We start from the raw sequence: 15,328 nt of genomic DNA on the forward strand, positions 1-15,328 counted from the left end.
TTTTACCGGAAACTTCCGGACCCCTGACGCAAAGGGGCGCGAGCACCCGGACAAGCCCGGATGCTCGCGCCCCGTTTTCCACCCGGAAAGGGCGGCAAATTGCCCGCCAGGGCGCTTTATTTGGCCTTGGCGATGCGATCTTCGATGTGCTGCGCGCGCTTGGCCGAAGACGGGTGCGAGCTCATCATATCGCTCTTGCCGCCGTCCAGCTCGGCCAGCTTCTGGAACGCCGTCACCAGGCCGCGGGTGTTCAGCTTCTTGGCCTGCAACTGGTCGAACGAGTAGTCGTCGGCGGCGCTTTCCTGCGATTGCGAGAACTGCGCGTTGATGAACTTCTCGGTCAGGTCGCCCAACTGCGAGGAGTTCAGGGCGGCGACCGTGGCGCCACCGGCGGCGCCGGCGGCGTCGCGCGCGGCTGAGACCGTGTAGGCGGTCTGCATGGCCTTCTTGCTGTGGCCCAGCGCCACGTGGCCGATTTCATGGCCCACGACGCCCAGCACTTCGTCGTCGGTCATCATGTCCATCAAGCCGCTGTAGACGCGGATGCAGCCGTTGGCCATGGCCCAGGCGTTGACGTCCTTGGTGATGTAGACCTTGTAGTTGGCCTTCTGGCCGTTGACGGTGCCGCCCAGTTGCTTGGCGATCTTCTGCAGGCGCACGTCGTACTTGCTGCCCGGGGCGGCGATCTTTTCCTGGGAGTCGCTCTGCGCGCAAGCCTTGTCCGACAAGGTCTTGATTTCGGCATCGCTGAGGGTGGCGGCCTGCACCACCTTGCTGCCGGCGCCCACCAGGCCCCCGATATCGAGGGCATGCGACGCGGAATAAGGGGCAAGGGCAACGGCCAGCGCGGCAACGGTGTAGCGGATCTTCATGGAAAAAACTCCTCTTGACTGACTCTGTTCGAGTGAGGCGGCAATTCTATATACGCCAAAAGCGCTCAAACCGTTTCGCCACAGAGTTTCGCAAATGCGAATTTCTCTTACACAAAAGGCGGGCGAAAGACTTCTTACCGTGGTAAGTACCTCCTGCTTCGCCATAAATTCGTCATCAAAAACAAATCCCGGGAGAGCGCGGCGTTGTTAGAATTGCCGCCGCACTTTTTCCGTATCCCTATAACGGCTCGCACCCATCATGACCCCCAACACCCCACCCCGTCTTGGCTTGCTGCCCAGCCTGATTTTCAGTTCGCGCTGGCTGCAACTGCCGCTCTATCTGGGACTGATCGTCGCCCAGGGCGTCTACGTGATGCTGTTCCTGAAGGAACTCTGGCATCTGCTGACGCACGCCACCAGCTTCGGCGAAATGGAAATCATGCTGCTGGTGCTGGGACTGATCGACGTGGTCATGATCTCCAACCTGCTGGTGATGGTGATCGTCGGCGGCTACGAGACCTTCGTGTCGCGCCTGCGGCTGCAGGGGCATCCGGACCAGCCGGAATGGCTCAGCCACGTCAACGCCAGCGTCCTCAAGGTCAAGCTGGCCATGGCCATCATCGGCATCTCGTCGATCCACCTGCTGCGCACCTTCATCGAGGCCGGCACGCTGGGCACGCCCAACGCGCGCTTCTCGGAAGCGGGCGTGATGTGGCAGACCATCATTCACGCGCTGTTCATTCTGTCGGCGCTGGGCATCGCCCTGGTCGACAGGCTGTCCACGCCATCGCACGCGAAGCACTGAACGCCCCCCGCGCCGCGCGGGAAAAGAAAAGCCCCGGCACTGGCGTGTCGGGGCTTTTTTATTACGGCGGGCCGTATCCGGCCCGCCGTGGACCTGTACTCAGGCCGCCACCTTGATGTTCTTGGCGCTGGGACCCTTGGGGCCGGTACCGACCTCGAACGTGACGCGCTGGTTTTCCTGCAGCGACTTGTAGCCTTCGCTGCGGATTTCCGAGTAGTGGGCGAACAGATCCTTGCTGCCGTCGTCGGGCATGATGAAGCCATACCCTTTTTCGGCGTTGAACCACTTGACGATGCCGGTTGCCATGGAATTTCCTCGAACCTAAAGAAGCGATTGCTCGCGGGGCGCCAGATGATCAAGGATGGGAGAGGAAAGCAACCGCAGCACCACTGACCGCGACAAGTTAAACGCAGACCGCGTCTCTTGAAAATCTCGCTGAACCCAGTGTATTGGCGAACCCGGAAAAACGTCAAATATGCGGTGATCGCCATGCCCGCGCCGCGCCACCACCCGAGCCGAGGCCCCGGATCTTTCAACTCGCCATGCACCGATACAAGCAGATACGCTCGCGTCGAACGGCCATGCCGCCGGGGCTCAGCCGGAGAAGCCGCCGGTGTCCAGGAACTCCTGCTCGGGCTGCGTGGTCTGCCGGCCCAGCGCGGCGTTGCGATGGGGAAAGCGGCCGAAGCGCTTGATGATGTCGCGGTGCAGGACGGCCCAGCGCACCGCGTCGGCGCCCAGCGGCTCCATCAATGCAACCGCCCGGTTCTGTGCGGCCACGGTCTCGGCGTGCTCGAAGGGCATGTAGAAGAACTGGCGCAGCGCCGGATCGACGGCAAGGTCGTGGCCGGCGGCGATGGCGCGTTCGGCGAACAGCAGCGCCAGCGGATCGGTGGCGAACATGTGAGCCGTGCCGCGGTAGGCGTTGCGGGGGTACTGGTCCAGCAGGATCATCAGGGCCAGCGCGCCGTCCGGCTCATCCAGCCAGGCATCCAACTGGCGCGCGGCGGCGGCCATGTGGGCGGCGCCGCAATGCTGGCGAAAGCGCTCGTCGAAGGCCGCGTCCTTGGTGAACCATTGCCGCGGCCCGGCGTCGCGCCAGAACGCGACGACGTCCTGCGGCGTCAGGGATGCGGGGGCTTGGCCAGGGTGGGTCATGGAGATCGTCCTCTGTCGATGGCGGGTCCGGCCAGGCTGTGCGGCGGGAGACACGGGCAAGGATAGCGCGGGGAGCCCAAACGCAAAAAAGCCCCCGAAGGGGCTTTTCCGAAAAGCCAGAACCTTACAGGACCTGGATCTTCGTGGCTTGCGGGCCCTTGGGGCCATTGGCCGTCACAAAGCTGACGCGCTGGTTCTCTTCCAGAGACTTGAAGCCCGAGCCCTGAATTTCGGAGAAGTGAGCGAACAGGTCCTTACCACCCGCTTCCGGGGTGATGAAGCCATAGCCTTTTTCCGAATTGAACCACTTAACGACGCCGGTTTCCATACTGTATTTCCTAGAGATAATGGGCAAATGCCCGGAGGTCACGAATCAATCAAGGAGGGGACAGTAGAACAATAACGCTGAGCCGGAAAAGGCACGGCACTGAACGAAAATCGCAACGCTTGTGATCGTGTGCCGACACTATCGTTATGTTCCCCTCACAAGTCAACATAATCCTAAAAAATACGTGCCAATAATGCAACAAAGAGAAACTGCGAACAGAATTTGCACGTTTTCATAGGAAAAAAGAAGCCCTGCATAGGTGTAAACACCCACGCATCATAAAAAAACAATCAAGGCTTATATAAATGCCGGCAAAGAGCGTACCCGGATGCATACGCCGTTTGGACGGGCACTTTGGTTTGCCGTCAGGCTTACTCTTCGATAGGTAAACCCAACAGATCGAGCGCCGCGCCGAAAGCGTCGGGGCCCGAGCAAAGGAAAACCGCCACGTCGCCGGGATTCATATTTTCCAGGACTTGGTCGATTTGTTCTTGCGCATTATCAACATTGTCGACACTGGCGGCGTGTATGTCCGCGCCGGCTTCGACTTTTTCGGGGGGCACGATGTCGGCAATCGCATTGAGATCGTCCACATCGGTCACGACATAGACGCTGATGCTCTCGCCATCCAGCGTTGTGTGCAGCTCAACGCCGCCCGCCACGTCGGCAACATGCCGACTCAGTATTTCCATGATCACTCTTCCTTGACTTGCGGGCCAGGCCCGCTTGGACGCGCCCGCACGGATGCGTGCACGTCCAGGCGCGACTATAACAGCCTTACGCTAAGGCTTCCTGACAGCCGGTCCCAGCGAGCGGCGGGCGGCGCCGGACGTGGCCGCCACGTTGCGGCTACGCACCCCGGCCGCGGCCAGCGCGGCCAGCAGCGGCTTCTGGGCGTCCAGGAACGCGGCCTTCTCGTCGCCGACCAGCTTGCACAGGAACATCTGGGCTTGCAGTTGCGTGCGGCGCGCCTTGCGGTTGTCGGCTTCTTGCGCGAGCCAGTTGGCCACCCAGTCGGCGGCGGCCTGGGCATCGCCCTGTTGCTTGACGTGCCCCAGCAGATCGAACACGGTGACGCCGACGATGGCGCCCTCCTCGGTGCGCGTCAGGAACAGCTTGGCGGCTTGGCCGGTGTAGCCAGGGACCAGGGCGAGGCAATCGCGCTCGGCGGGTTTCTTCATTGATACAGCCTGTCTGTGATCGGTAATCCCGCACTGTAACCGACCCGGCCGGCTGTCGCGTCGCCGCCACGGAACTCTGCTATTGTGGGCTGTTCCACCCCAACCCATACGGCGGACATCATGCAACGCGATTTCGATCTGGTCGTCACGATCCTGGGAGCCCTGCGCGACGCGGCGGGCCCCAACCTGAGCACCCACGACATCAAGGAGGCTGCCCTGGCGCCCCACGCGCAGGAGCAAGGCCTGCAACTGATTGCGCACCACCTGGACCTGCTGGCCGACGCCGGCCTGGTCAAGCAGATCAGCGAAACGACGGCGACCGCCGGCGACACGCGCTGGCGCATCACCTGGAAGGGCTACGACGCCCTGGAGCAGGACGAGGAAGACGAAGAAGACGAGGACTTCGACGACGAAGAATGAGCGCTCAACGGCGCCGCAGGATACGCCGCGTCAGCAGCGCGGCGGCGGCGCCGATCACCAGGCTGAACATGAACGCGGCGATCGCCAGCATCGCCGCCTGGTCGCCGAAACCGGCCGACCGCGACAACACCACCACGCCCGCGCAGACCGCCGCGGCCAGCACGGCCACGCCGGCCAGCGTCCGCCCGGGGGAATGCAGGCGGCCGCAGAGCGCCCCGCCCACCAATGCCACCGCCACCATGGCGGCCATGGACCAGAACAGGTATTCGTACTGCATGCGGACGGACTCCCCTGGGATGTTGCGGCGCCCGCATTATAGGTGGGCGGGCGTCCAATCCGTCCCCGAGGGGGGCGGCCGGCATACGGACAGGGCTGTCGCCGGGGTCTTGTTCAACCCTGGGGAACGACGGCGACAGCGCTGATTTCCACCAGCGCGCCATAGTGCAATTCGCGCGTGGGCACGATCGCGCGGGCCGGTTTGTGGTCGCCGAAGCTGCGTTCGTAGACGCTGTTCACTTCGTTCCAGAGACCGACGTCGGGAATGTAGACGGTGACGTTGACCACCGAACCCATCGACGCGCCGGCGGCCTGCAGGATGGCGGCGACGCTGCGAAGCGCGGCCTCGGTCTGCGCCGCGACGCCCTGCGCCAGTTGCGGCCGTTCGCCCGGACTGGCGGCGGGCAGGAACCCCAGTTGCCCGGAGACGAACACGAAGCCGTTGGCGCGCACGGCCTGCGAATAATGGCCCGCCGGTGGCGTGGCGTGGGGGGTGTGGATCAGGTCCATCTCGAGTCCTTTTGCGGGCAGCCGACTTACCAGCCGCGAAAGCGCTGCCATTGCGCCACGACCCGGCGGTCGCCCTCGCGCACGACCTCATAGGCGTCGTGCTGGGCGCAGGTGGCGCAGGCGTGGTTCGGCACGATCCGCAGTTTGGTGCCTAGCGGCAGTTCCGGCAAGGCGGCGTCGCTGCCCGCGCGCAGCTTGATGATGCCCTGCTCCTGGTTGGTCTCGGCCAGCAGCAGGTCGGGATAGACCTTGCCGTCGACATCGCAAACCAGCCCGTACAACTGGTCCACTGGCTGCCTGGCAGTGCCGCGATCGCGCGACATGGCCATCCAGCCCGCGTCCACCAGGATCCAGCCCTTGTCGGGCTGGTGGCCGATCACCGTGGTCAGCACGGTGGCGGCGATGTCGTCCACGTCGCAGACGCCGAGGCCAGCCATGACGAGGTCGAAGAACACGTACACGCCGGCGCGCACCTCCGTCACGCCGTCGAGGTTGCGGGCGAAATGCGCGGTGGGCGTAGACCCCACGCTGACCACCGGACACGGCAGGCCCGCCGCGCGGATGGCCTGGGCGCAACCGACCGCGGCCGCGCGCTCCTGCTCCGCCATGTCGGCGATGGCCTGCACGCTGCGGCAACCGTAGGATTCACCCGCGTGGGTCATGACGCCGCGCAGGCTGTCGGCGGCATGCAGAGTCCGCGCAATCGCCAGCAACTGGTCGGTGTGACCCGGCTGCACCCCGGCGCGGTGGCCGTCGCAATCAATCTCGATCAATGCGGGGATGGCGGCGCCCTCTTGCCGCACGCGCGCCGCCAGCGCTTGGGCGGCGTCAATACTGTCGACCACGACAGTCAGGTCGACACCCTGGCGGCGCAGGGCCAGCACGCGGCCGAGCTTGGCCGGCGCCACGCCCACCGCGTACAGCAGGTCGGTCACGCCAGCGGCGGCGAACTGTTCGGCCTCCTGCAGCGTCGAGACCGCCGCCGGCCCCTCGGGCCGCGCCATGACGCGGCGTGCCACCTCGATCGACTTGGGTGTTTTCAGATGGGGACGCAATTGCACGCCGTGGCCGGCCATCAGGGCGTTCAGGCGATCGATATTGCGCGTCATGCGGGTTTCGTCCAGCAGCAGGCAGGGCGTTTCCAGCGTATCGAGGGTGGCAGAGGCAGTGGTCATGGCGGTAGCGACGAAACAGGAAGGGGCGGAAAAAGGGAAACCGACACGGGCGCCGCCCCGGGGCGCGACCGCATGCCCGCAGTATGGCGCGCCGCGCGGCTTGCGTGTTTAATCATCTCTTAATCAATCATTAAGGTGATTCTGAATGATCACGACCGATGACCTGCGTTTCTTCCTGAGCCTGGCGGCCACCAGCTCGCTGGCGCAGGCGGCGCGCGCCCTGGACGTGACGCCGCCCGCCGTGACACAACGCCTGCACGCGCTGGAAAAGCGCCTGGGCGTGCGATTGGTCAATCGCTCGGGACGCGGCACCGCGCTGACCGACGAGGGCCGGCTGCTGGCGCTGCGAGCCGGCCAGATCTGCGGCGAATTGAACGACCTGGCCGATGAACTGGCGGGCCGGCGGGGCGTAGTGGCCGGCCACCTGCGCGTGGTGGCGCCGCTGGGCTTCGGCCAGCGCTACGTCGCCGGACTGGTGGCCGGGTTTCGCAAGGAAAGCGAGAACGTGACCGCCAGCCTTATCCTGTCGGACGGGCCTCCCCGCCTGGCCAGCGACGACTGGGACGTGATGATCCATATCGGCGAGCTGCGCGATTCGACCCTGGTGGCCTATCCGCTGGCGCCCAACCGGCGCATCCTGTGCGCCTCGCCCGCCTACCTGGCGCGCCACGGCGCGCCCGCCAAGCCCGAAGACCTGCGCGAACACGACTGCATCGCCTTGCGCGAGAACGAAGAGGACGTGACCCTGTGGCGCTTCAAGCGCGGGCGCGGGCCAGCGGTGGGCGTGCGCATCGCGCCGGTGCTATCCAGCAACGCCGGCGCCGCCGCCGTGGCCTGGGCCCTGGCCGGCCACGGCATCGTGGCCCGCTCGGAGTGGGACGTGGCCGAGCATGTGAAAACGCGCGCGCTGGTGCCGCTGCTGCCGGGCTGGACTCTGCCCGAGGCCAACGTGGTGGCGCTGGTGAAATCGCGCCAGGAGCTGCCGGCCCGCACCGCGGGCTTTCTCGCCCACCTGCGCCAGGCCTTCGCGGCCACGCCGTGGCGAGACAAGACGCCTGCCTGAGGCGCGCGCCGGACGGATCAGTCCAGCATGGCCTCGGCCTCGATCTCGACCAGCCACTCGGGCAGCGACAGGCCGCTGACGATGATCCAGGACGACGGCGGCGGATCGACCGGGAAGCGGTCGCGCAGCGCCTGCGCGATCACCTCCTGATCCTCGCGCGCCGTTTCGCAGATGTAGATACGCAGCATGATGACCTGCGCCAGCGTGCCGCCCGCCGCGGCCAGCACACGGCCGATGTTGTCCAGCGCCGCGTCGGTCTGCTCGCGCAGGCCAGGGCCGACAGTGCGCTCCCGGGCATCGACGCCGACCTGGCCGGACAACAGCATGCGGCGCTGGCCCGTGACGATGACAGCCTGGCTGAAGCCGTATTGCACGGTATTGAAGACGGTGTCGGGATTGACGACGGTTCGGGACATATTGGTTCTCCTTGTAGACGCCTCGCCCCGCGGCGCGGCGTTGCCGGCATTCTATACATCCGGGGTGGCCGCCCCGGCCGCGCTCAGGCCACGGCGGCGGCAGGCCGGGCGCCGCGCGCCGCGTAAACCGCGACCAGCAGCACCACCGCCCCCGCGCCCGCCGCGGTCCAGAATCCCGCGCCCACGCCATGACGGTCGACGATCCACCCCGCCAGCGCGGCGCCCGCCGCCACGCCCGCCCCCAGGCCCGTCACCAGCCAGGTCAGGCCTTCGGTGAGGCGGCGACCCGGCACGCTGGCCTCCACCATCGCCATGGCGATGATCATGGTCGGCGCGAACGACAGGCCCGCCAGCAGCACGCCCAGCGACAGCGTCAGCAGATCACCCACCCACAGCAGCGGCAAGGTGGTGAGGGCGGTCACGCTGGCGGCAATCGCCAACATGCGCGCCAGGGGCACCCGGAATTTCAGCACGCCGAACGCCAGCCCGGCGACGCAGGACCCCAGTGCGTAGGCCGACAGCACCAGGCTCGCGCCGGCGGGCATTCCCTGCTGGCGGGCGAAGGCCACGCTCATGACATCGATAGTGCCGACGATGACGCCCATGGCGGCCATCATGGCGGTTAGCTGGCGCATCAGCGGCACGCCCAGCACCGACGACTCGCGGCCCGCCTCGCGCGGCTGCACCACCGGCGCCGTGGCCCGTTGCAGCACGAAGGCGGTCACGCCCAGCCCCAGCAGCAGGGCCGCGCCGAGCGGGCCGGCCTCGGGAAACAGGATCACGCACAGCCCGACGGCCAGCGGCGGGCCGATGATGAAGCTCAGTTCGTCGAATACCGACTCGAGGGCATAGGCGGTGCGCAACTGCGGCCGGTCGCGGTAGATCTCGGTCCAGCGGGCCCGCGCCATGGCGGGCATGCTTGGCAGGCTGCCCGCCAGCGCGGCGAACACGAACAGCGTCCAGTCGGGCGCCTGCCAGCGCACGCAGGCGGCCAGGCCCGCCAGGCCGGCCACGCTGGCGCCGGCGGCCAGCGGCAGGATGCGACCCTGGCCGTGCCGGTCCACCAAGCGCGAAATTCGCGGCGCCAGCAACGCGGTCGCCAAAGCGAAGGTGGCGGCCACCGCGCCGGCCAGGGTGTAGGCGCCGCGCACCTGCGACAGCATGGTGATGATGCCGATGCCGATCATGGGCAGGGCCAACCGCGCCACGGCGCAGGCGGCGACAAAACCGGCGGCGCCGGGCGCCTGGAACAATTCGCGATAGGGATTCGACACCCGGTACCTCTGGGGATGTTGCAGCCGGCGGCAGCGACGCCGGACAGATTGACATACGTAGCGTATGCAAGATGGTATTCACATACATTACGTATGTCAATTAACATACGGCTCGTATGCCACTGGAGACAGCCATGTCGCGATCGCGCGCCGAGATGATCGAAGAAACCCGCGGAAAACTGCTGGCGACGGCACGCGAGTCGTTCCGCCGCGCCGGCTATGCGGGCACGTCGATGGACGACCTGACCGCCGCCGCGGGGTTGACCCGAGGAGCGTTGTATCACCATTTCGGTGACAAGCAGGGCTTGCTGGCGGCGGTCGCGGCGCAGATCGACCGCGAGATGGAGGCGCGCCTGCAGGCCATTGCACGCGGCGCTCCCGATGCCTGGACCGCCCTGCGCGAACGCTGCCGGGCCTATCTGGCGATGGCGGCCGAGCCCGAAATCCGCCGGATCGTGCTGCAGGACGCGCGCGCGGTGCTGGGCCATGGCGGCGCCGCCGCGCAGGAACAGTGCACCGCGTCGCTGGGCGCGCTGCTGCAGGCCCTGATGACGCAAGGCGTCATCGGCCCGGCCGAGCCCGACGCGCTGGCGCGGATGCTGCATGGCGGGCTGGCCGACAGCGCCCTCTGGATCGCCGGAGACGACAGTCAGGGGCGGCTGGCGCAGGCGCTTCAGGCGCTGGATCTGCTGCTCGCGGGCCTGCGCCGGACCTGAGCGCGTCCCCCCGACGAGCGGGATCGGCACTCGCCGCAAACGCCGTCGTCGCGCATAATGCAACAACGCGTTTGATGGGCCGCCCCTGGAGACCGGCCCCCGCCCCCGCAACCCGGATCCCTCGCCCCACCAAAATGAAGCTCCTGCGCCTATACGCCCTGGCCGCCCTGCTCGGCGGCACCGTGCTATTGCCCGCCGCGGCGCCCGCCCAACCGCCGACGCAGCAAGCCGCCGCGCAGGCCCTTGTCGGCAAATGGCGGCACCAGACCATGTTGCGCACCGTCGACGGTCAGGCGCTGCCGCCCCAGCCTTCCGGCGGCGCCGGCGTGGCCGAATTCCGCAGCGACGGCACCTGGTCGATGCAGGGGCCAGGCGCGCTTTCCAGCGGCACCTATCGCTGGCTCGACGCCAAGCGCATCGAGCAGACGCTGGAGCAATCCACCAGCGAATACGAGATCGGCGAGGCTTCCATCCGCTACGTGAAGATCCAGGGCGACCACCTGACGCTCACCCGCGTGCAGGACCGCAAGGAAATGGACAAGCTGATGCCGCCGGCGACGCCGGGCACCAAGCGTCCCGATCAGATGATCGTCACCAATCTCTTTACCCGCCTGCCCGCGGACTGATGCCCGCCGCCCCGGACGCAATCCGCTGGTAATCCAAATGCAGTATGGAAGGATGAAATCTTCTTTGCTACGCTGGGTCACCCTCGTGGAGGTCCAGTGACCATGCAACCCAAGATCCGAGTGCTTTGCGTGCAACCGTCATCGGTGATGGCTCGCTTCGCCTTCCTGGGCGTCGCGTTGCGCTGGTCGTTGGGCGCCACGCCCCGGCCGGCGCGACTGCGCATCGGGCCGCATGACCTCGCGCCAGTCGGCTCGGAAGCGGCGTTCTGGATGTTCGCGCTGCGTCATGCGCTGTCGTCGCAATCGATGCTGATCACGCGCGGCGACCACTGGGACGTTGCCGCCTCGATCGACGGCGACGTGATACGCGCCTTCGGCCGCAAGTTCGCGCTGCGCCAGTGCCTCTAGCGCGCCAGAGCGCGCCCGCCTTCGTCAGTCGCCAACCCGCGGTTTGCGGTGGTAGGCCGCCAATTGCTCGGCGGTCCAGCGCTGCCGGGCGTCCTCCTGGCAACAACTGCGGAACACCCGCGCGCCCACTTCCAGAAAGCGTTGCATGTCGTCGTCCGTCAATTGGCCCTGCACCCGCATCAGGCAGTCGGCATAGGCGGACAGGATGCCATCCCAACCTTCGGGCCTGCCGGACGCGACAGGCTTGCTGATCATGCGGGCCATCATTTCGCTGTGGTCCATCATGCTGGTTCCCCTGAAGCCCCGCCGCGGCCGCGCGGCTCGCGGCGGTATGACGACAGGGGCGGCAGCAAGCGCCATGCCCGCGGCGCGGGGCGCGGGATCGGCGCTTCGGGGGTGAAAAAACTACCGGTCGGACCGGTACGGGCATGCCGTCCCTAGAATTCCGGCAAATCGAAGATGGTATGCAGGGTGGAACTTGGCATCGGCACTGACGCCAGGTGCTCGCGCCCGTCGTCGTCGGTCAGCATCCGCACCGGGCGCGAGGCCACGGAGAGGCCGTCGACGCTGATCACCGTCTCGACCTCGATGCCGGCCTTGATGGCCTCGATGACCTCGGAGACCGCCGCCGTCACGGGGTCGCTGACCCAACCGGGCACGCCGCGCTCGGCCAGGCCCCAGCGCACGTAGGCGACGTGACCGCTGACGGCTTCTTTACGAACGGCGACGATTGCGTAAAACGACATCCAGGCCTCCCGAAAGTTGGTGGCCCGGATCGTATAACAACTTCACTGATCCGCGGTGACAGGCGGCATCAGGGTTCGATATCGATGGGCGCAAAGGATTTCACCAGATCGTCCAACTGCTTGAGCTGGGTCAGGAACGGCTCCAGCTTGTCCAGCGGCAAGGCGCTGGGGCCATCGCACTTGGCATTCCTGGGGTCCGGATGGGCCTCCAGGAACAGACCCGCCAGCCCCACGCCCATGCCCGCCCGCGCCAGTTCCGCGACCTGCTCGCGGCGACCGCCCGAGGCCGTATCCAGTGCCGAGCGCTGCTGCAGCGCGTGGGTGACGTCGAAGATCACCGGCCGGTTGCCGGACACCTTCTTCATGACGCCGAAGCCCAGCATGTCCACCACCAGGTTGTCGTAGCCGAAGCTGGTGCCGCGGTCGCACAGGATGATCTGCTGGTTGCCCGCCTCGGTGAATTTCTCGACGATGTTGAGCACCTGGGTGGGGCTCAGGAACTGCGGCTTCTTAATGTTGACGACGCGGCCGGTCTTGGCCAGCGCCACCACCAGGTCGGTCTGGCGCGCCAGGAACGCCGGCAATTGCAGGATGTCGGCCACTTCGGCCACGGGAGCCGCCTGCCAGGGTTCGTGCACGTCGGTGATCACAGGCACGCCGAAGTTCTGCTTGACCGCCTCGAAGATCTTCATGCCCTCTTCCAGGCCTGGGCCGCGGTAGGAATGGATCGACGAGCGGTTGGCCTTGTCGAACGACGCCTTGAACACGTAGGGAATGCCGAGTCTGGTGGTCACACGCTGGTATTCCTCGCAGGCGCGCAACGCGAGATCCTTGGATTCCAGCACGTTGATTCCGCCGAACAGCACGAAGGGCTGGTCATTGGCGCAGGTGATGGCGGGCGAGATGACGACTTCCGGGGCGGTCATGGGAGAGCGATCCTGTAAAGATGTAGCGGGTGATAGTGCGTAATGTACAACCAGCCCGACCCGGACCCGCCCGCCGCGGCCGGCCGAGGCCGGTTGCTCCGGGCCGGCGGGCGCGGATGGCGTCATCGCGGCGGTCACAAGATACACTCGTTGGCGGGAAGCGATACGCGCGAGCGTATTGAGAACAGACTTACGACAACCTGATTCATGGACACCGACACACTACAGGGCCGGCTCGAGTTCCTGCGGCAAGCCGAAAAGCTGAAAGACGTCCTGCGCAGCGCCCGCAGTTCGGGCGGACGCCAGGAAAGCACGGCCGAGCACACCTGGCGCCTGTGCCTGATGGCGATGATGCTCGAAGACGGCCTGGCGGACCTGGATTTCGCCCGCATCCTGCGGCTGTGCGTAGTGCACGACCTGGGCGAGGCCATCCATGGCGACATCCCGGCGACGCAGCAGGCGACGGGCGCCGACAAGGGCGCCCAGGAACGGCTCGACCTGCTGCAACTGGCCGCTGCGCTGGACGCCCCGGCGCGCGCACGGCTGCTGGCCCTGTGGGACGACTACGACAAGGCCGGCTCGCCCGAGGCCCGCGCGGTGAAGGCGATGGACAAGCTGGAGACGCTGCTGCAACATAACCAGGGCGCCAATGCCCCGGACTTCGACTATGCGTTCAACCTGGACTACGGCCGCAAGCACACCGACGCCCTGCCCCTGTTCCGGGAGATCCGCCGGCTGCTCGACGCCGACACCGAAGCGCGCATCCGCCAGCAGGCCGCGGCACGCGACGCGTCCCCCGCCCGCCCCGCCGACGTGGTGCAGCGGCAACTGGACGCCTACAACGCCCGCGATATCGAGGCGTTCATGCCGGCCTGGGCAGAGGACTGCCAGTATTACGCCTTTCCCGACACGCTGCTGGCCAGCGGCCGCGCCGAAATCCGCGCGCGCCACCTCGAGCGCTTCCAGGAACCCGACCTGCACGGCAGGCTGGTCAACCGGATCGTCAATGGCGACATCGTGGTGGACCAGGAGATCGTCACCCGCAACTTCGCCGACGGCCCCGGCGAGATCGACGTGGTCGCGATCTACGAAGTGCGCGGCCAGCACATCACCCGGGCCTGGTTCAAGCTCGGCCAACCGCGATTACACCCCAGACCGGCATAGCGACGCCCCCACCAGGTGAGACAAGCATGGGATTCCTAGACTCGCTGTTCCGGCGCAAGCCCACGCAAGATCAGTTCGCCACGCTGTTCATCGCCGCCGTCCGGCAACGGGGCTACACCGGCGAGCTCACCTACAAGGCCGACGAGTTCCGCCTGCTGCACGGTGACAGCGCCTACTTCAACCTGCACAACGCCTACCACGCCTATTGCGATGCCCGCGGCGGACAACGCCAGGGCGCCTTGCAGGGCTATGTCTCCACCCTGCTCAGCAGCGGCCAGGCCATGCCGCACTCGCTGGCCGAAGCGCGCGCGCTGCTGCGTCCCGTCATCCGTGGCCGCAGCGCCGTCGAGGCCGTGCGCATGCACCACCTGCGCAACGACGGCAACGACGCGGCGTTCCAGCCCGCCGTGCGCCCCTTCGGCGACGACTGCGTGGTGCTGCTGGCGCTGGACCGGCCGGAATCCATCGCCACCCTCACCAACGGGCCCGAAGCCTCCTGGGGCATCACGTTCGACGAAGCGCTGGCCATCGCCATCGACAATCTGCGCGACTCGGCCGACAACTTCGTGGAGGTGGCGCCGGGCGTCTACGGCGGCGGCTGGGAAGACGGCTATGACATCAGCCGCGTGCTGCTGCCCGACATGCTGGAGCGCGTCCCGGTGCGCGGCCGGCCGGTCTTCATGATGCCGACCCGCGACCTGCTGCTGGTCAGCGGCGACAACGACACCGAAGGCCTGATGAGGATGGCCGAGCTGTGCCAGCAGGTCATCCCGCACGGCCGGCCCGTCTCGCCCTGTATGTACCGCTATGGCGAGGCCGGCGTCGAACGCTACCGGCCGCCGCACGACGAATTGCTGCAGCGCCAGGCCCACTTGGCGCGCACGCTGGCCAAGGGCGACTACGACGCCCAGAAAGAGGCGCTGGACCATCTTTACGAGGAACAGGGCGTCGACGTGTTTGTCGCCACCTACAACCTGTTCGTGCAGGACGGCGACGCCGACGCCTCGTTCTCGCTGGCCACCTGGACCCGCGGCGTGGACACCTCGCTGCCCGAGGTCGACCGTCTGGCACTGGTGCGCCCGGACGCGACCGACGAGATCGGCGAAGTCCGGGTGGTCGCCTGGACGCAGGCGGTGGCCATGCTGGCCCCGCTGCTCGAGCGCGAGAACCTCTATCCGGTGCGCTACCGCACCCGCGGGTTTCCCAGCGATGCGCAGTTGGCCGGGTTGCAGGCGATGGACTGACCCGGGTCGGCGCGCCCCGC

At 66.8% G+C, this 15,328-nt stretch carries 22 protein-coding genes and 1 pseudogene; 9 read left to right on the top strand and 14 right to left on the bottom strand.

What is annotated here, in order from left to right; genetic code table 11:
- Nucleotides 1–116: 116 nt before the first annotated feature.
- Nucleotides 117–872, bottom strand: a complete 756-nt coding sequence (loiP, locus tag HV783_RS03230) for a metalloprotease LoiP (RefSeq protein WP_006386184.1) — start codon at nucleotides 870–872, stop codon at nucleotides 117–119.
- Between the two features lie 259 nt (nucleotides 873–1,131).
- Here loiP and HV783_RS03235 point away from each other — a divergent pair, with 259 nt between their 5' ends.
- The gene (locus tag HV783_RS03235) at nucleotides 1,132–1,677 is read left to right on the top strand and encodes a TIGR00645 family protein (RefSeq protein ID WP_054502144.1); all 546 of its coding nucleotides are present in this window, start codon (nucleotides 1,132–1,134) and stop codon (nucleotides 1,675–1,677) included.
- A 99-nt stretch (nucleotides 1,678–1,776) separates the two neighbouring features.
- On the opposite strand, the gene HV783_RS03240 is transcribed toward HV783_RS03235, so the two are convergent.
- The 5 genes from HV783_RS03240 to HV783_RS03260 form a co-directional block, all read right to left on the bottom strand.
- A complete protein-coding gene (locus HV783_RS03240; protein WP_006225311.1) occupies nucleotides 1,777–1,983 on the bottom strand; it encodes a cold-shock protein in 207 nt (68 codons plus the stop codon).
- 288 nt (nucleotides 1,984–2,271) lie between these two features.
- The gene (locus tag HV783_RS03245; protein ID WP_054502143.1) at nucleotides 2,272–2,835 is read right to left on the bottom strand and encodes a DUF924 family protein; all 564 of its coding nucleotides are present in this window, start codon (nucleotides 2,833–2,835) and stop codon (nucleotides 2,272–2,274) included.
- A gap of 124 nt (nucleotides 2,836–2,959) precedes the next feature.
- Complete coding sequence (locus tag HV783_RS03250) at nucleotides 2,960–3,163, bottom strand: cold-shock protein (RefSeq protein ID WP_006220190.1); 204 nt, start codon at nucleotides 3,161–3,163, stop codon at nucleotides 2,960–2,962.
- 371 nt (nucleotides 3,164–3,534) lie between these two features.
- Nucleotides 3,535–3,855, bottom strand: a complete 321-nt coding sequence (locus tag HV783_RS03255) for a hypothetical protein (protein WP_054502142.1) — start codon at nucleotides 3,853–3,855, stop codon at nucleotides 3,535–3,537.
- Between the two features lie 90 nt (nucleotides 3,856–3,945).
- Nucleotides 3,946–4,344 carry a hypothetical protein gene (locus tag HV783_RS03260; protein ID WP_064525937.1) on the bottom strand — a complete coding sequence of 133 codons (399 nt, stop codon included), beginning with the start codon at nucleotides 4,342–4,344 and terminating at the stop codon, nucleotides 3,946–3,948.
- 120 nt (nucleotides 4,345–4,464) lie between these two features.
- Here HV783_RS03260 and HV783_RS03265 point away from each other — a divergent pair, with 120 nt between their 5' ends.
- Complete coding sequence (locus HV783_RS03265) at nucleotides 4,465–4,764, top strand: DUF2513 domain-containing protein (RefSeq protein WP_006395879.1); 300 nt, start codon at nucleotides 4,465–4,467, stop codon at nucleotides 4,762–4,764.
- 4 nt (nucleotides 4,765–4,768) lie between these two features.
- Here HV783_RS03265 and HV783_RS03270 read toward each other — a convergent pair whose 3' ends face one another.
- The 3 genes from HV783_RS03270 to HV783_RS03280 form a co-directional block, all read right to left on the bottom strand.
- Nucleotides 4,769–5,041, bottom strand: coding sequence for a hypothetical protein (locus HV783_RS03270; RefSeq protein WP_054502140.1), 273 nt, complete (start codon nucleotides 5,039–5,041; stop codon nucleotides 4,769–4,771).
- 113 nt (nucleotides 5,042–5,154) lie between these two features.
- Complete coding sequence (locus tag HV783_RS03275) at nucleotides 5,155–5,550, bottom strand: RidA family protein (RefSeq protein WP_054502139.1); 396 nt, start codon at nucleotides 5,548–5,550, stop codon at nucleotides 5,155–5,157.
- Between the two features lie 26 nt (nucleotides 5,551–5,576).
- Nucleotides 5,577–6,725, bottom strand: coding sequence for a DSD1 family PLP-dependent enzyme (locus tag HV783_RS03280; protein WP_054502138.1), 1,149 nt, complete (start codon nucleotides 6,723–6,725; stop codon nucleotides 5,577–5,579).
- A 145-nt stretch (nucleotides 6,726–6,870) separates the two neighbouring features.
- Here HV783_RS03280 and HV783_RS03285 point away from each other — a divergent pair, with 145 nt between their 5' ends.
- Complete coding sequence (locus HV783_RS03285; RefSeq protein ID WP_054502137.1) at nucleotides 6,871–7,788, top strand: LysR family transcriptional regulator; 918 nt, start codon at nucleotides 6,871–6,873, stop codon at nucleotides 7,786–7,788.
- A gap of 17 nt (nucleotides 7,789–7,805) precedes the next feature.
- On the opposite strand, the gene HV783_RS03290 is transcribed toward HV783_RS03285, so the two are convergent.
- Nucleotides 7,806–8,204, bottom strand: coding sequence for a RidA family protein (locus HV783_RS03290; RefSeq protein WP_054502136.1), 399 nt, complete (start codon nucleotides 8,202–8,204; stop codon nucleotides 7,806–7,808).
- An 83-nt stretch (nucleotides 8,205–8,287) separates the two neighbouring features.
- Complete coding sequence (locus tag HV783_RS03295) at nucleotides 8,288–9,478, bottom strand: MFS transporter (RefSeq protein WP_144657974.1); 1,191 nt, start codon at nucleotides 9,476–9,478, stop codon at nucleotides 8,288–8,290.
- Between the two features lie 134 nt (nucleotides 9,479–9,612).
- Between HV783_RS03295 and HV783_RS03300 the strand changes: the two genes are divergently transcribed.
- The 3 genes from HV783_RS03300 (at nucleotide 9,613) to HV783_RS03310 (ending at nucleotide 11,228) form a co-directional block, all read left to right on the top strand.
- Nucleotides 9,613–10,194 carry a TetR/AcrR family transcriptional regulator gene (locus HV783_RS03300; protein ID WP_054502134.1) on the top strand — a complete coding sequence of 194 codons (582 nt, stop codon included), beginning with the start codon at nucleotides 9,613–9,615 and terminating at the stop codon, nucleotides 10,192–10,194.
- Nucleotides 10,195–10,328: 134 nt separating this feature from the next.
- On the top strand, nucleotides 10,329–10,820 hold the full coding sequence (locus tag HV783_RS03305; protein ID WP_054502133.1) for a hypothetical protein: 492 nt from the start codon (nucleotides 10,329–10,331) through the stop codon (nucleotides 10,818–10,820).
- A gap of 102 nt (nucleotides 10,821–10,922) precedes the next feature.
- On the top strand, nucleotides 10,923–11,228 hold the full coding sequence (locus tag HV783_RS03310) for a hypothetical protein (protein ID WP_054502132.1): 306 nt from the start codon (nucleotides 10,923–10,925) through the stop codon (nucleotides 11,226–11,228).
- Nucleotides 11,229–11,252: 24 nt separating this feature from the next.
- Here HV783_RS03310 and HV783_RS03315 read toward each other — a convergent pair whose 3' ends face one another.
- From HV783_RS03315 to kdsA, 3 genes are all read right to left on the bottom strand, one after another.
- A complete protein-coding gene (locus HV783_RS03315; RefSeq protein ID WP_231133000.1) occupies nucleotides 11,253–11,513 on the bottom strand; it encodes a hypothetical protein in 261 nt (86 codons plus the stop codon).
- A 152-nt stretch (nucleotides 11,514–11,665) separates the two neighbouring features.
- Nucleotides 11,666–11,974, bottom strand: a complete 309-nt coding sequence (locus HV783_RS03320) for a hypothetical protein (RefSeq protein ID WP_054502131.1) — start codon at nucleotides 11,972–11,974, stop codon at nucleotides 11,666–11,668.
- Nucleotides 11,975–12,042: 68 nt separating this feature from the next.
- Nucleotides 12,043–12,900, bottom strand: a complete 858-nt coding sequence (kdsA, locus tag HV783_RS03325; protein ID WP_144657975.1) for a 3-deoxy-8-phosphooctulonate synthase — start codon at nucleotides 12,898–12,900, stop codon at nucleotides 12,043–12,045.
- A 207-nt stretch (nucleotides 12,901–13,107) separates the two neighbouring features.
- Between kdsA and HV783_RS29415 the strand changes: the two are divergent.
- The 3 genes and pseudogenes from HV783_RS29415 to HV783_RS03335 all read left to right on the top strand — a co-directional run.
- Nucleotides 13,108–13,677 (top strand): annotated as a pseudogene (locus HV783_RS29415) (HD domain-containing protein); the annotation flags it as partial.
- A gap of 39 nt (nucleotides 13,678–13,716) precedes the next feature.
- Nucleotides 13,717–14,064 carry a nuclear transport factor 2 family protein gene (locus tag HV783_RS29420; protein WP_276608463.1) on the top strand — a complete coding sequence of 116 codons (348 nt, stop codon included), beginning with the start codon at nucleotides 13,717–13,719 and terminating at the stop codon, nucleotides 14,062–14,064.
- Nucleotides 14,065–14,090: 26 nt separating this feature from the next.
- Entirely contained in the window at nucleotides 14,091–15,308 is a 1,218-nt protein-coding gene (locus tag HV783_RS03335; RefSeq protein ID WP_175188696.1) for a DUF1444 domain-containing protein, read from the top strand.
- The last annotated feature ends 20 nt before the right edge of the window (nucleotides 15,309–15,328 follow it).

The organism is Achromobacter dolens, assembly GCF_902859745.1.
GTDB classification, from domain to species: Bacteria; Pseudomonadota; Gammaproteobacteria; order Burkholderiales; family Burkholderiaceae_B; genus Achromobacter; species Achromobacter dolens.